11 protein-coding genes are annotated in these 13,604 nt (G+C 67.5%); 8 read left to right on the top strand and 3 right to left on the bottom strand.

All coding sequences use genetic code 11. The annotated features are described in order from the left end of the window. Both cobA and L995_RS30755 read left to right on the top strand, forming a co-directional pair. Window positions 1–655 (top strand): uroporphyrinogen-III C-methyltransferase (gene cobA / locus L995_RS30760; RefSeq protein ID WP_047475257.1); only part of this gene is annotated, 655 nt, incomplete at its 5' end. A 252-nt stretch (window positions 656–907) separates the two neighbouring features. Continuing rightward, the gene (locus L995_RS30755) at window positions 908–3,871 is read left to right on the top strand and encodes an ATP-binding protein (RefSeq protein ID WP_047475253.1); all 2,964 of its coding nucleotides are present in this window, start codon (window positions 908–910) and stop codon (window positions 3,869–3,871) included. Here the strand turns inward: L995_RS30755 and L995_RS30750 are convergent. Beyond that, entirely contained in the window at window positions 3,858–4,361 is a 504-nt protein-coding gene (locus tag L995_RS30750) for an acyl-CoA thioesterase (RefSeq protein ID WP_017406259.1), read from the bottom strand. The two genes, L995_RS30755 and L995_RS30750, sit on opposite strands and share 14 nt — an antisense overlap. 69 nt (window positions 4,362–4,430) lie before the next feature. Between L995_RS30750 and L995_RS30745 the strand changes: the two genes are divergently transcribed. From L995_RS30745 to L995_RS30735, 3 genes are all read left to right on the top strand, one after another. Beyond that, a complete protein-coding gene (locus L995_RS30745; protein WP_047475250.1) occupies window positions 4,431–5,732 on the top strand; it encodes an NAD(P)/FAD-dependent oxidoreductase in 1,302 nt (433 codons plus the stop codon). Window positions 5,733–5,897: 165 nt separating this feature from the next. Further along, entirely contained in the window at window positions 5,898–6,110 is a 213-nt protein-coding gene (gene rpsU, locus L995_RS30740; RefSeq protein WP_003052999.1) for a 30S ribosomal protein S21, read from the top strand. 117 nt (window positions 6,111–6,227) lie between these two features. After that, window positions 6,228–6,674 carry a GatB/YqeY domain-containing protein gene (locus tag L995_RS30735; RefSeq protein ID WP_016449728.1) on the top strand — a complete coding sequence of 149 codons (447 nt, stop codon included), beginning with the start codon at window positions 6,228–6,230 and terminating at the stop codon, window positions 6,672–6,674. Window positions 6,675–6,707: 33 nt separating this feature from the next. Here L995_RS30735 and L995_RS30730 read toward each other — a convergent pair whose 3' ends face one another. After that, the gene (locus L995_RS30730) at window positions 6,708–7,622 is read right to left on the bottom strand and encodes a LysR substrate-binding domain-containing protein (RefSeq protein ID WP_197065208.1); all 915 of its coding nucleotides are present in this window, start codon (window positions 7,620–7,622) and stop codon (window positions 6,708–6,710) included. A gap of 126 nt (window positions 7,623–7,748) precedes the next feature. Here L995_RS30730 and L995_RS30725 point away from each other — a divergent pair, with 126 nt between their 5' ends. After that, window positions 7,749–8,837 carry a tartrate dehydrogenase gene (locus L995_RS30725; protein ID WP_017406912.1) on the top strand — a complete coding sequence of 363 codons (1,089 nt, stop codon included), beginning with the start codon at window positions 7,749–7,751 and terminating at the stop codon, window positions 8,835–8,837. Between the two features lie 38 nt (window positions 8,838–8,875). On the opposite strand, the gene L995_RS30720 is transcribed toward L995_RS30725, so the two are convergent. Beyond that, window positions 8,876–10,903 (bottom strand): Ig-like domain repeat protein, encoded by a 2,028-nt coding sequence (locus L995_RS30720; protein ID WP_231574572.1) that lies wholly within the window; start codon window positions 10,901–10,903, stop codon window positions 8,876–8,878. A 388-nt stretch (window positions 10,904–11,291) separates the two neighbouring features. On the opposite strand from L995_RS30720, the gene gorA reads away from it, so the two are divergent. After that, entirely contained in the window at window positions 11,292–12,641 is a 1,350-nt protein-coding gene (gene gorA / locus L995_RS30715; RefSeq protein WP_047475245.1) for a glutathione-disulfide reductase, read from the top strand. 622 nt (window positions 12,642–13,263) lie between these two features. Then, window positions 13,264–13,518, top strand: coding sequence for a hypothetical protein (locus L995_RS30710; protein WP_047475243.1), 255 nt, complete (start codon window positions 13,264–13,266; stop codon window positions 13,516–13,518). The last annotated feature ends 86 nt before the right edge of the window (window positions 13,519–13,604 follow it).

The raw sequence follows: 13,604 nt of genomic DNA, 5'->3' as shown, positions 1-13,604 counted from the left end.
CCGCGTGGCCCATGCCTCGCCCACGGCGCGCATCGTCTACGTGGGCAAGCGCGGCGGCTGCAAGAGCACGCCCCAGGCCTTCATCGAAAAGCTCATGCTGTCCGCCGTGCAGGATGGCGAGACGGTGGTGCGCCTCAAGGGCGGCGACCCCTTCATCTTCGGGCGCGGCGGCGAAGAGGTGGAACATCTGCGCGAGGCCGGCGTCGAGGTCCAGGTCGTCAACGGCATCACGGCCGGCCTGGCCGGGCTCACCAGCCTGGGCGCGCCGCTCACGCACCGCGACCGGGCGCACGGCGTGGTCTTCATCACCGGCCACGCCAAGCCCGGCGACAGCGGCACGGACTGGCGCCAGCTGGCCGCCACCGCGCGCGATGCCCGGCTCACCCTGGTGATCTACATGGGCGTGAGCAGCGTGGAGCACATCCGTGCCGAGCTGCTGCACGGCCTGCCCGCCGCCACGCCCGTGGCCGTGATCCAGCACGCCAGCCTGCCGCAGCAGCGCCATGCACTGGCCACGCTGGACACGCTCGTGCAATGCATTGCCGACACCGGCCTGGGCAGCCCCAGTGTCATCGTCGTTGGAGATGTGGTCCATGGCATTCGGGCAATGGCCGAACCCCAGGAGCAACCCAACCCTGCGGTTGCTGCCGCCTGAGTGCCGAGCTGCAACAAAGAAAATATCTATCGATAGATAAAATCATTAGTTTTCATTAAAAATCTCCTGTTGGTTGCCGAAAACAGCGTCTAGACCGTTTTCGCAGGCCGTCAGCTGCGCCGGACTGCGGCAGCGCCACCGGGGGATTCAATGAAAACATCAAGCCGTACTCTCACTTCCACAGCGACGCAGGCATCGTGGCCGGCATGCCGACACCTGGCGGCCCAACTGCTGGCCAGCTGCGCACTTGGCATGGCCATGCCCATGCCCGGCCTGGCCAGCGGCGCCGACATGGTGCTGGCCACGCGCGTCACGGCAGGCACCAAGCCCTGGCTCACGCCTGCGCACCGCCAATGGCTGCAGGCGCGCGGGCCGCTGACGCTGGGCATTTCCACGCCGGACCATCCGCCGCTGGGCATGATCGATGGCGATCGCTTCCAGGGCATCACGGCCGACCACCTGGGCCTGCTTTTTCCCACGCCCGTGCGCTTCAAGTCCTATGGATCGCGTGCGGCCGTGCTCGATGCGCTGCGCCGCGGCGAGATCGACCTGGCCTGCGGCGGCACCGAGCTGGAAGCCGAGCGCGCCGACCTGGCCCTGAGCGTGCCCTACCTGCCCAGCCAGCCCGTGCTGGTCTCCCCGTCGAATGCCCCCTTCGACGCCCGGCGCCGGGGTGCGCGGCTGGCCATGACGCCCGACCAGCTGCTGCGCTCCCAGGTGGCTGCCGCCTACCCCCTCAGCGAGCTGCTGACCTATGAAACACCCCGCCGCGCGCTGGAGGCGCTGAGCCTGGGCGAGATCGACGGCTTCGTCGGCGACACGGTCACGGTGCACTACCTGATCCAGGCCAACTACCTGCTCAACCTGCGCGTGCAGGGCTTTGCGCCCATTGAAAGCCGTGGCTTCGGCATGCTGGTGAGGCATGGCGATGCACAGCTGAAGGCCTACCTGGACCAGGCCCTGCCCAGCATCACCGTGCAGCACGGCGACGACATCCTGCGCAGCTGGAGTGGAAGCCGCCGCCCGCTGCTGGGCGGCGACCGCGTGGCGCTGACGCCCTCGGAAAAGCAGTGGCTGGATGCCCATCCGCGCATCCCCGTGGTGCTCAACGGCTCGCTGGGTCCGCTGGGACAGCTCGATGCCGACCGCCAGGCCCAGGGCATAGGCCCCGACTACCTGGACCTGATCAGCCGCCGCGCCGGCCTGCAGTTCGAGTACATCGCCGCGCGCAACTATTCCGAACTCGAAACCATGCTGGGCTCCGGCAAGGCCCTGCTCACCCCGGCGTACACCTCGCCGCCCACGGCCTCGCCCGATATCAGGCTGCTGCCGCCCTATCTGCGCAGCACGGTCGTGGTGATGGCCCGGCCCGAGGCCAACGCAGGCACCCCGCGCGACAAGCCCATACACCACCTCCAGGGACTGGAGGGCAAGCGCGTGGCCATGGTGGCGGGCTTCTTTCTCGAAAGCACGGTGCGCAGGGAGCATCCGAGCATACGGCTGCAGCTGTATGCCGACCTGACCCAGGCCCTGGCCAGCGTGGAGGCCAATGACAGCGATGCCTTCGTGGGCAACGACTACGCGGCGCGCTATGCCAACGCCCAGCAATTGGGCAGCCGGCTGCAGCTCACCGGCATCCTGGACGACTACACCCGCCCCATCAGCCTGGCCGTGCACGCCGCCGAACCAGAACTGCTGGGCATCCTGGAAAAGGCCCAGCTGTCCATCGCACCCGAAGAGGTGGCCGAAATCGTCCACCACTGGGCGCCGCACCATAACGGCAACGGCGCGAGCTTCTGGCGCGAGCACCGCCAGCGCCTGCTGCTGCTGGCCGGGGCGCTGGCCCTGGTCACGGTCATCTCCCTGGTCTGGGGCTTTTACCTGAGCCGCCAGATGCGCAGGACACGCCGGGCCGAGCGGCGCGCCGAGGCCGCCAACCAGGCCAAGAGCCTGTTTCTGTCCACCACCAGCCACGAGATACGCACGCCGCTGAGTGCCGTCATCGGCCTGCTGGAACTGGCGCAGGACCGGGAAAAGCTCGGCCTGCCCCACCGCGATATGCTGGCCTCCGCCCACAAGGCCGCCCAGGGCATGCTGCTGTTGCTGGGCAATGTGCTGGATCTGCACCGCATCGAGTCGGGCCATATCGACTCCACGCTCCAGCCCGTGGCACTGCGCCCGCTGATCGAAGACATGGCCCCGCTGCTGCAAGGCCTGGCCCACGGCAAGCGGCTGTCGCTGCGCACCGAAGTGGGCAGCGGCGTGGACCACAGCGTGACGGCCGACCCGCTGCACCTCAAGCAGGTGCTGTTCAACCTGCTCAGCAATGCCATCAAGTTCACCGAGCGCGGCAGCGTCACCCTGCGCGCGCATGGCGCCAGCCGGCATGACCGCCTGCTGCTGCAGATGGAGGTCGAGGACACGGGCATCGGCATTGCGCCGCAGGACCAGGCCCGGCTGTTCCAGCCCTTCTCGCAGGTGGAAGGCGCCCACCAGGACAGGGCCTTTGGCAGCGGCCTGGGCCTGAGCATCACGCGGCGCCTGCTGGAGCACATGGGGGGAACCATCACGGTGGACAGCGCACCGGGCCGAGGCTCGCGCTTCACGGTCAGGCTGAGCCTGCCACTGGTGGAGCCGGACCACCGCATGCAGGCCGACGTCACGCCCGCGTCAGAGGGAATATTGCCCCTGGTCCTGCCCGCCTCGGTGGCGCTGCAAGGAAAGCCTCAGGCCAGTGCCGAGCCCCTGCCCGCATCACAGCCCGGGTCCGGGTCCGACCTCAGAATCCTGGCCGTGGAAGACTATCTGTTCAACCGCGAGCTGCTCAAGAGCCAGCTGGCCGCGCTGGGCCACGGCATCTGCCTGGCCGGCGATGGACAGGAAGCCTGGGCACGCTGCCTGGTCGAGTCCTTCGATCTCATCATCACCGATGGACGCATGCCGCTCATGGACGGCTTCGAGTTCATCCGGCGCCTGCGCCAGCGCGAGGCCGAAAACCAGCTGCGCCGCTGCCGCGTGATCGCGCTGACCGCCAGCCCCGAAGCCTCCGAAGCGCTGCGCTACCTGCAGGCCGGCGCCGACGAGGTGCTGTCCAAGCCGGCTGCCATGGAAGACCTCAGGCGCGTCATCGAACAGGTGCGGAACGAGCTGCAGGGCAGCACGCCCGGCACCTGGCATCTGCCGCCCGCCGCGCCCTCCACGCTCAGCCCGGCCTGACCGTGCTGCTGGCCGTCACGCGGCTTTGCTCGAAGCGCTGGGCCAGCTCGCGGCGCAGGTCCTTGCGGATCAGCGCAGCCTGCCAGCGGCGCCTTTCCTCGTCGTTGGACGGCACCAGCGTCGGCACGGCGGCCGGCTGCTTGTTCTCGTCCACGGCCACCATGGTGAAAAAGCAGCTGTTCACATGGCGCACCACCTGGGTGCGGATGTCCTCGGCCACCACCTTGATGCCGATCTCCATCGACGACTTGCCCGTGTGGTTGACGCTGGCCAGGAACGTCACCAGCTCGCCCACGTGGATGGGCTGCAGGAACATCACCTGGTCCACGCTCAGCGTGACCACATAGCGGCCCGCGTAGCGGCTGGCGCAGGCATAGGCCACCTGGTCGAGCTGCTTGAGAACGGCGCCGCCATGGACGTTGCCCGAAAAGTTCGCCATGTCGGGCGACATGAGCACAGTCATGCTCAGCTGGTGCGATGGGAAATTCATCACGGGATTCTAGGAAAAAGCGCCATTGCGCGAGAATGGGCGCCCTTTTGCCCCCCGAGTGACGTTTTTGTGACCTCTTCCCTCTCTTTCGACGCCATCGTCATCGGCGCCGGCGCGGCCGGTCTGTTCTGCGCGGCCCAGGCCGGACAGCGTGGCCTGTCGGTGCTGCTCCTGGACCACGCGGAGAAGGTGGCAGAGAAGATCCGCATCTCGGGCGGTGGCCGCTGCAACTTCACCAACCGCGACCTGGACGTGCGCGCGCCCCACAAGCACTTCGTGGGCGGCAATCCGCAGTTCTGCCGCTCGGCCCTGTCGCGCTACACGCCGGCCGACTTCATCGCGCTGATGGACAGGCACGGCATTGCCCACCATGAAAAGCACAAGGGCCAGCTGTTCGCCGACCGCTCGGCCGAGGACATCATCGCCATGCTGCTGGCCGAATGCCAGGCCGGCGGCGTGCAGCGCTGGCAGCCTTGCAAGGTCGATTCCGTCGCGCATTCGGATGGCCAGTACCGCCTGCAGACCAGCCGTGGCGCCGTGCAGGCGCCCAGCCTGGTCATCGCCACGGGCGGCCTGTCCATCCCCAAGATCGGCGCCACCGACTTCGGCTACCGCCTGGCCCAGCAATTCGGCCTGCCCCTGGTCGAACGCACGCCGGGCCTGGTGCCGCTGACCTTCGATGGCGACGCCTGGGCCCCCTACGCCCAGCTCGCGGGCCTGGCCCTGCCCGTGGAGATCAGCACCAGGATCAGTGACCCCCACGCTCCGCCGCTCCGCGGGTCGCTGCCCCCCGAGGGGGCCGCTTCTGCCTTGGGGCGGCCCGGCGGCAAAAGGAAAGAACGCATGGCCTTCATGGAAGACCTGCTGTTCACGCACCGGGGCCTGTCGGGCCCGGCCGTGCTGCAGATATCGAGCTACTGGAAGCCCGGCACGCCCCTGAGCATCAACCTCGCGCCCGAGGTGGACCTGCAGGGCGAGCTGCTCAGGGCCAAGTCGCGCTCGCGCAAGCTCATCGCCAATGAACTGGCGCAGTGGCTGCCCTCGCGACTGGCCGATGCCTGGGTGCAGCAGGATGCTGCCTGGCAGCGCCCCATCGCCGAAGCCTCCGACAAGGCCCTGAACCAGCTGGCCGAGCGCCTGTCACGCTGGGAGATCGTGCCCACGGGCACGGAAGGCTACAAGAAGGCGGAAGTGACGCTGGGCGGCGTGGACACGCGGGCGCTCTCGCAGCAGACCATGGAATGCAAGACCCAGCCGGGCCTGTACTGCATTGGCGAAGTGGTGGATATCACCGGCTGGCTCGGCGGATACAACTTCCAATGGGCCTGGGCCAGTGGGCACGCCTGTGCGCAGGCCTTGCCTTCTGCCTGATTTGTCAGACCGCTTTCGTCTCGCGTATAATCGCCCGCTTTGCTGGCAATCGCCCCGTCGGCCAATACTAGTTAACTTTGGACGGGGACCAACCGCTGAACATGGCTCTCAGGCCCGATCTTCCCGGGAACCCGCTGTCAGCACAGATATCTGGAAATCTAGCTAATGACCACCATCCGCGTAAAAGAAAACGAGCCCTATGAAGTTGCCCTGCGCCGCTTCAAGCGCACCATCGAAAAGCTCGGCCTGCTGACCGACCTGCGCGCTCGCGAGTTCTACGAGAAGCCCACTGCCGAACGCAAGCGCAAGAAGGCTGCCGCCGTCAAGCGTCACTACAAGCGCGTTCGCAGCATGCAGCTGCCCAAGAAGCTGTACTGATCAGCCCTTGACCAGCCGGCTCTCGTCAGCCGCAAAACCCGCGCTCGGGACGCCAGGCGCGGGTTTTTTGTTTTTTTGTTCCGTGTTTTCCGACGCCATCACCTCAGGAGAAAAGCCATGAGCCTCAAGGCCCAGATCACCGAAGACATGAAGACCGCCATGCGCGCCAAGGACAGCGAGCGCCTGGGCACCATCCGCCTGCTGCAGGCAGCGATGAAGCAAAAGGAAGTCGATGAGCGCATCGAGCTGGACGACGCCGCCGTCATCGCCATCGTGGACAAGCTGATCAAGCAGCGCAAGGACAGCATCGCCGCCTTCGAGGGCGCGGGCCGCCAGGACCTGGCCGACAAGGAAAAGGCCGAGATGGCCGTGCTGACCGCCTACCTGCCCGAGCGCATGTCGGCCGAGGAAGTGGCCACCGCCGTCAAGGCCATCGTGGCCGAACTGGGCGCATCCGGCCCCGGCGACATGGGCAAGGTCATGGGCGCGGTCAAGGCGCAACTGGCAGGCAAGGCCGACATGGGCCAGGTCTCCGCCGCAGTGAAGGCCGCCCTGGCAGGCTGATCCCCGGCCAGTCCGCTGCAGCAGCCGCCCCGCTCAGGGAGCGGCTGCCATCCACTCCTTCTTGAAGTGTTCCTGCAGGAACTCCACGCACACCCGCACCTTGGCCGACAGCTGCAGCCGCGTCGGATACACAGCCCAGACATTGGCCTCCTGCCGCCATTCGGGCAACACCTGCACCAGGCGCCCGGCCTGCAGATGGGCGCCCACATCCCATAGCGAGCGCAGCGCAACGCCGCGACCGTCCACGGCCCACTGCACCACCATCTCGCCGTTGTTGGCCGACAGCGGCCCCGTGACCTTCACCGCCTGCTCGGCCGCGCCCGCGCGCAGCCGCCACACGCCAAAGGCCTGGTCGCGCTCCTTGATGGCCAGGCAGTCATGGGCCGACAGCTCGGCCGGCGTGCGCGGCGTGCCACGGCGCGCCAGGTAGGCAGGCGCGGCGCACAGCACTCGGTGGTTGTCGGCCAGGCGCCGCGCAATCAGGTGGGGCGCGATCTCGTCGCCCACGCGCACATCCAGATCGAAGCCCTCGCCCGCCACATCCACCAGCCGGTCGAACACGTCCAGCCGCACCTGCAGCCCCGGATGGCGCTCCACCAGCCTGGAAAGCGCGGGCGCGATCACATGCCGCCCGAAACCGAAGCTGCTGCTCACGCGCAGCAGGCCGCGCGGCTCGCTGCGCGTGATGGCCACCTCCTGCATCAGCTGGTCCATGTCGTCGAGGATGCGCTGCGCCCAGTGGAAGACGCGCTCGCCCTCCTCGGTCACGGCCACGCGGCGCGTGGTGCGGTGCAGCAGCTTCACGCCCAGCTCTTCCTCCAGCAGGCGGATGCGCTTGCTCACATAGGCGGGCGAAGCCCCCAATTCCTCGGCCGCAGCGGCAAAGCCGGATTTGCGGGCCACCACGGTGAAGACGCGCAGGTCTTCGGGAGACGGCTGTTTATTCACGATCTGTAAATAATGGAACCACAGTTGGCCGATTGTATTTAGCCCTGGCGCAGCCAACAATGCCATGCATGCGGCCAGGCTGTCAGCGGCGCCGCTTCATATCAATCCATTCCAAGGACAGACACCATGCAAGACACATTCAAGATCGCCGTCATCGCCGGTGACGGCATTGGCAAGGAAGTCATGCCCGAAGGCCTGCGCGCCCTGGAAGCTGCCGCCAGCCGCTTTGCGATCAAGCTCGAATTCCACCATTTCGACTGGGCCCACTGCGACTACTACCTGGCCCACGGAAAAATGATGCCCGACGACTGGAAGGCGCAGCTGTCCGGCATGGATGCCATCTTCTTCGGCGCCGTGGGCTGGCCCGCCACCGTGCCCGACCATGTCTCGCTGTGGGGCTCGCTGCTCAAGTTCCGCCGCGAGTTCGACCAGTACATCAACCTGCGCCCCGTTCGCCTGTTCGAAGGCGTGCCCTGCCCGCTGGCCGGCCGCAAGCCCGGCGACATCGACTACTACGTGGTGCGCGAGAACACCGAAGGCGAGTACACCTCGCTGGGCGGCATCATGTACGAGGGCACGGACCGCGAGATCGTGATCCAGGAATCGGTCTACTCGCGCAAGGGTGCCGAGCGCCTGCTCAAGTACGCCTTCGACCTGGCCCAAAGCCGCGAGCGCAAGCACGTCACCCTGGCCACCAAGAGCAACGGCATCGCCATCAGCATGCCCTGGTGGGACCAGCGCGCCGAGGACGTGGCCAAGGCCTACCCGGAAGTCACGCTGGACAAGCAGCACATCGACATCCTGACCGCGCGCTTCGTGCTGCAGCCGGGCCGCTTCGACGTGGTGGCCGCCACCAACCTGTTCGGCGACATCCTCAGCGACCTGGGCCCGGCCACCACGGGCACCATCGGCCTGGCCCCCTCGGCCAACCTCAACCCCGACCGCAGCTTCCCCAGCCTGTTCGAGCCCGTGCACGGCTCGGCGCCCGACATCTACGGCAAGAACATCGCCAACCCCATCGCCATGGTCTGGTCGGCGGCGCTGATGCTGGACTTCCTGACCCACGGCCAGGGCGCAGGCCGCGCGGCGCACGACGCCATCGTCTCGGCCATCGAGGAAGTCATCAGGAGCGGCCCGCGCACGCCCGACCTGGGCGGCACGGCCAGCACCACCGAAGTGGGCCAGGCCATCGCCCGGCGCATCGCTGCCGCCTGAGGCGCCGCGCCGGGGTTCATGCCGCCCGGCAGCCTGGCTTACCGGCCCCTGCGCAGCCTGCCGGCCCCCATCCCGGCCGCCAGCAGGCTCAGCATGACCAGCGCCACGGTATGCAGGGCCGGCACAGGCGTGGGCACCGGCGCCGCCACCACGGCCTGTGTGAAGCCCTGGCTCATCGGGGCGTGGACTGCATCCCCGCTGTAGTCGACCACAAGGCCGTGGGATCCGGCCGCCACGGGCAGCCGGACCGTGATGCTGGCGGCGCCGCCAACCAGGGGCGCCGACCCCAGCTGCGCCCCGTTGTACGAGACCGTGATGCTGCCCGAGGGGAGCGCCGCCGCCATCGCCCGCAGCGCCCCCCGTCGGTCCTGCGCCCCGGTCACGGCCGACACGCTGATGGTCACATCGTCGCCGGGCCGGGAAGGGTTGGGGGTCGAGGTGATCGCCAGGGTGGTTGTGGCCTGGGCGATCTGCACGCTTTGCTGCTGCCTTGCCGCCGCCTCGTAGTTCGCATCGCCGGCCTGGTCTGCCAGGATGCGGCAGGGTCCCGGCGCAATGAATGAGACAGAACCGCCCGCGATGGTGCAATGGGCAGCCGTCGCCGCATCCACGGAGAACACCACCGCCTTGCCGGAAGCCCCGCCCGTTGCAGCCACGGCATAGGTATCGCCCACCTTGGCGGCCGCTGGCGCCGCGGAAGTGAAGGCAATGGCCTGCGCGCCCTTGCCGATGCTCAGGGACAGGACTTGCCGGGCCGCAGGCAGATGGTTGGCATCCCCCTGCTGATCGGCGGCCAGCAGGCAGTTGTCCGTACCCGCCAGCCTGCCGGACACCTCGGCACCGCTGACGGAGCACGCCGCCGGCGTCAGGGAGCTGAACTGCACGGCCTGGGACGAGCCACCGCCGGCGGCGCTCAGAGCCACCCGTGCATCCACGACCAGAGGCGCCGGCATGCTCCAGACGATGTTCTGCGCAGCAGGCTGCACCGTCACCGGGTAAGCCACCTCGGGGGCGGGACCATAGGTCGCGTCGCCGCCCTGCCGGGCCGTCATCGTGCAAGTGCCTGCGGAATGGAAGCTGAACACCCCTGCGGCATCGACAGTGCAAACCTCTGGCGCAGATGCGGAAAACGTCACGGCCAGGCCGGAGGTAGCCGTTGCAACGGGCGTGAATGTCGTGCCGAAGGTTTGCGCCGACGGCTGCGCAAAGTCGATGGTCTGCTCCAGCCTGAGCGTGGTGAAGGGCACGCTGGCCACATCCGGCTGCACGCGGCCTGCGCCATCCCTGGCGATGAAGTGCAGCCTGTAGGCCGTATTCACCGCCAGCCCTCCGATATCGATATCGTGGACCACGCCTGCCGTCATGCCGACCGGGGAGCCGCCGGCCTGCAGCGTGGCGGCATCCGGCGCCGCGGCGGCCGCAGCAAGCACCTGCCAGTAGCCCGTGCCGTCCCGGTCCAGCGCCACGCGGGCCTTGGCCGTCACGCCGCCGGCATGTAGATCGACGGCGGGAGCCAGACTGAAGACCGGGCGGCCCAGCACATAGCTGGCAAACCCATGGTTTTGTGTTGCACTCCACCCATCGGTCATGGATGACAGACCCGCCCAGACCGCATTGGCGGGGATGGACGATGCGTCCATGGCAAGCAGGGTCTGGATGCCATCGAGCGAATAGTGAAAGATCGTGTTGCCAATGGGAAGGGTGCTGGAGGCGCTCTCAATCTGGAAGGAACTGATCGTGGCCCAGGCCGCCGCCGCAGGAATGTCCAGGGGGTTGGTCGTCTGCAGGATCTGGCCCTGGTAGCTGTATGTGTAGCGCTCGTTCCAGCTGTTGCGCGTCCAGCCGCCATCCCAGTAGTTGGAAGGGGTGGCCCAATCCGCAGCGGCGGGCGGCGAGCCGCCTTGCTGCACCACCCCACCCACGCTGAACGTGTATTCGGTCACCATGGCCGTATACCAAGCGTTGGTCTGCGTCTGGTAGCCCGTCATGACCAGCCCCTGCGCCGGCGCGGCCACAGCCGCGACGCAATGCAGGCCGGCGCCGAATACCACCACCCACGGCATCATGGCCCTGGAAAATTCCGCCTGAAGGCGACTGCCTCGTTCTCTCACATGCACTCCCGTTTCAACTTGCTGTTCTTCTGGTCCGTGCCGGGGGTACCGGCAATGCAGGAGCCTAGCGGCCGCACCTGCCCGCGCCTTGACTGCGCGTTGCGCTTTTCTTGACAGTGCGTCCCGCCCCCTGCGCAACGCGGGCTGCCGCGCCACCGTCCGTTCATTCGCCACCAAACGCCTGCTGCCCCCGGCCCTGCAAAGCGGCGATACGCCGGCCAACCGGGCCGTCGTCTGGGCGCGGAGATGGCGGCATTGCCCCCGCCGCAGGCCCCTGGCCGGCGAACAGGGCAAGATGGCCGGCTGCGGCATTCGGGCCGCTCAGACACAGCACGGAATCTCCATGAAGCACTACGACTACATCGTCATCGGCGGCGGCAGCGGCGGCATTGCATCGGCCAACCGCGCCGCCATGCACGGGCGCCACTGCGCGCTGATCGAAGCCGGCGAGATCGGCGGCACCTGCGTCAACGTGGGCTGCGTGCCCAAGAAGGTCATGTGGCATGCGGCCCAGATCGGCGAGGCCATGCACCGCTACGGCCCCGACTACGGCTGGGATGCCACCGTCGACCGCCTGGACTGGCAGCGCCTGCTGGACAGCCGCAGTGCCTACATCGACCGCATCCATGCCTCGTATGAAAGCGGCCTGGCGCGCAACAAGGTCGAGCTGATCCAGGGCTTTGGCCGCTTCGTGGATGCGCGCACCGTGGAGGTGGGCGGCCAGCGGCTCAGTACCGATCACATCCTCATCGCCACGGGCACGCGGCCGGCACGGCCCGACATACCTGGCGCCGAGCTGGGCATCGACTCCGACGGCTTCTTCGCCCTCAAGGCCCTGCCTGCGCGCACGGCCGTGGTGGGTGCCGGCTATATCGCCGTGGAGATTGCCGGCGTGCTGCACGCGCTGGGATCGCAGACCCATCTGTTCCTGCGCCAGAACTCGGCACTGCGCGGGTTCGATCCGCTGCTGAGCCAGACCCTGATGGAGATCATGGAGGCCGAAGGCCCCGCCGTGCACCGCCAGGCCACCCCGAAGGCCGTGGTCCGCAACGCAGACGGCAGCCTTGATCTGCAACTGCAGGACGGCAGCAGCCACACCGTGGACTGCGTGGTCTGGGCCGTGGGCCGCAGGCCCGACACCTCGGGCCTGAACCTGGAGGCCGCAGGCGTGGCGCTGCAGGACAGCGGCCACATCGCGGTGGACAAGTTCCAGGACACCAATGTGCCCGGCATCCACGCCGTGGGCGACATCACGGGCCGCATCGAACTCACGCCCGTGGCCGTGGCCGCAGGCCGGCGCCTGGCCGAGCGCCTGTTCAACGGCAAGACCGGCGAGCACCTGGACTACGACAACGTGCCCACCGTGGTCTTCAGCCACCCGCCCATCGGCACCGTCGGCCTGACCGAGCCGCAGGCGCGCGAGCGCTTTGGCGACGATCAGGTCAAGGTCTACCAATCGGCCTTCACCGCCATGTACACGGCGGTCACGCGCCACCGCCAGCCCGCGCGCATGAAGCTGGTCTGCGTGGGCCCCGAGGAACGCATCGTGGGCATACACGGCATCGGCCTGGGGATGGACGAGATGCTGCAGGGCTTTGCCGTGGCGCTCAAGATGGGCGCCACCAAGCGCGACTTCGACGACACCGTGGCCATCCACCCCACGGCGGCAGAAGAGTTCGTGACCATGCGCTGAACGGCGCGCACCACCTGCCTTCGGCGGTTGACCACCGCCCTGGGCAGGACACGCGCCGGGCGAGCGCGAAGCCGCCCAGGTTGGCGAAGGCATCGGGAATGGCCGGGAGCAGGCCGATCTGCGCCGTGCTCCTGACGCCAGCCTCGCGGACGCTGGTGGCAGCCGCAAGCTGCGCGCGATCCGCAGCCGGCTCCGCTTCTCCTTCTCCTTTTCCTTCCCCTTTTCTTTCCCCCGACATGGACCTCCTGCCCCTGCATGCCGCCGCTGCCTGCATGGCTATGGGCTGACATTTCAGCTGCCTGCGGTGCATTGCCACCGTCCAGGGTCCTGCGTCGCCACGTTGGCCCCGGTGGAAACATCCGTCCACCGCGGGAATTTCAAGCGCCTACGCTCAAACACTCAATTCAATAGTCAAAAACAAATAAAGTATTTTCCCGATAGTCAAGTCAAATCGAAAAATTCACAATCCTTGTACGCGGGGAAAAAGAGGCATTGCTCCATGGAAAGCCTTGGTGTTTCTTTGTAGGCAATCCGACTTAATTCGAGTGCATACACCTTGATTTTCCGCATCAACCCAGCAGCCATGGGTCGAGAGCCGCGATCGGAGCCCAGGAGACATCCCATGCCCAGACTGCATTCGAAGACAGGGCATGGCGAGCCCGCGCCAGGCGGCATGCAGGCCAGCTTCTGGCACCTGCGGCAAACGCAGGCGCTGGGCAGCAGACTGAAAGCAGTGTTCGCGCTGGAGGCCTTCCACCGTGCGGGCAGCGGCGCCGGGAGCCGCTTGGCCGATGACGCCTTCTTGGCCCGCAGCGCCTATGGGGCTGAGCAGCGGCCGGGGCGCAACACCACACTCAACAAGGAGACAGATCCATGACAACCGATGTACTCGATACCTGGTCCCCGTTGACCGGGTCGCGCAACGCGGGCCACCCTCTGTCGGCGGACCGCATGATCACGCGG

Origin of the sequence: Delftia sp. ZNC0008 (genome assembly GCF_000799035.1) — a bacterium.
GTDB classification, from domain to species: domain Bacteria; phylum Pseudomonadota; class Gammaproteobacteria; order Burkholderiales; family Burkholderiaceae_C; genus Comamonas; species Comamonas tsuruhatensis.
This window is presented reverse-complemented; position numbering and strand designations above follow the sequence as displayed.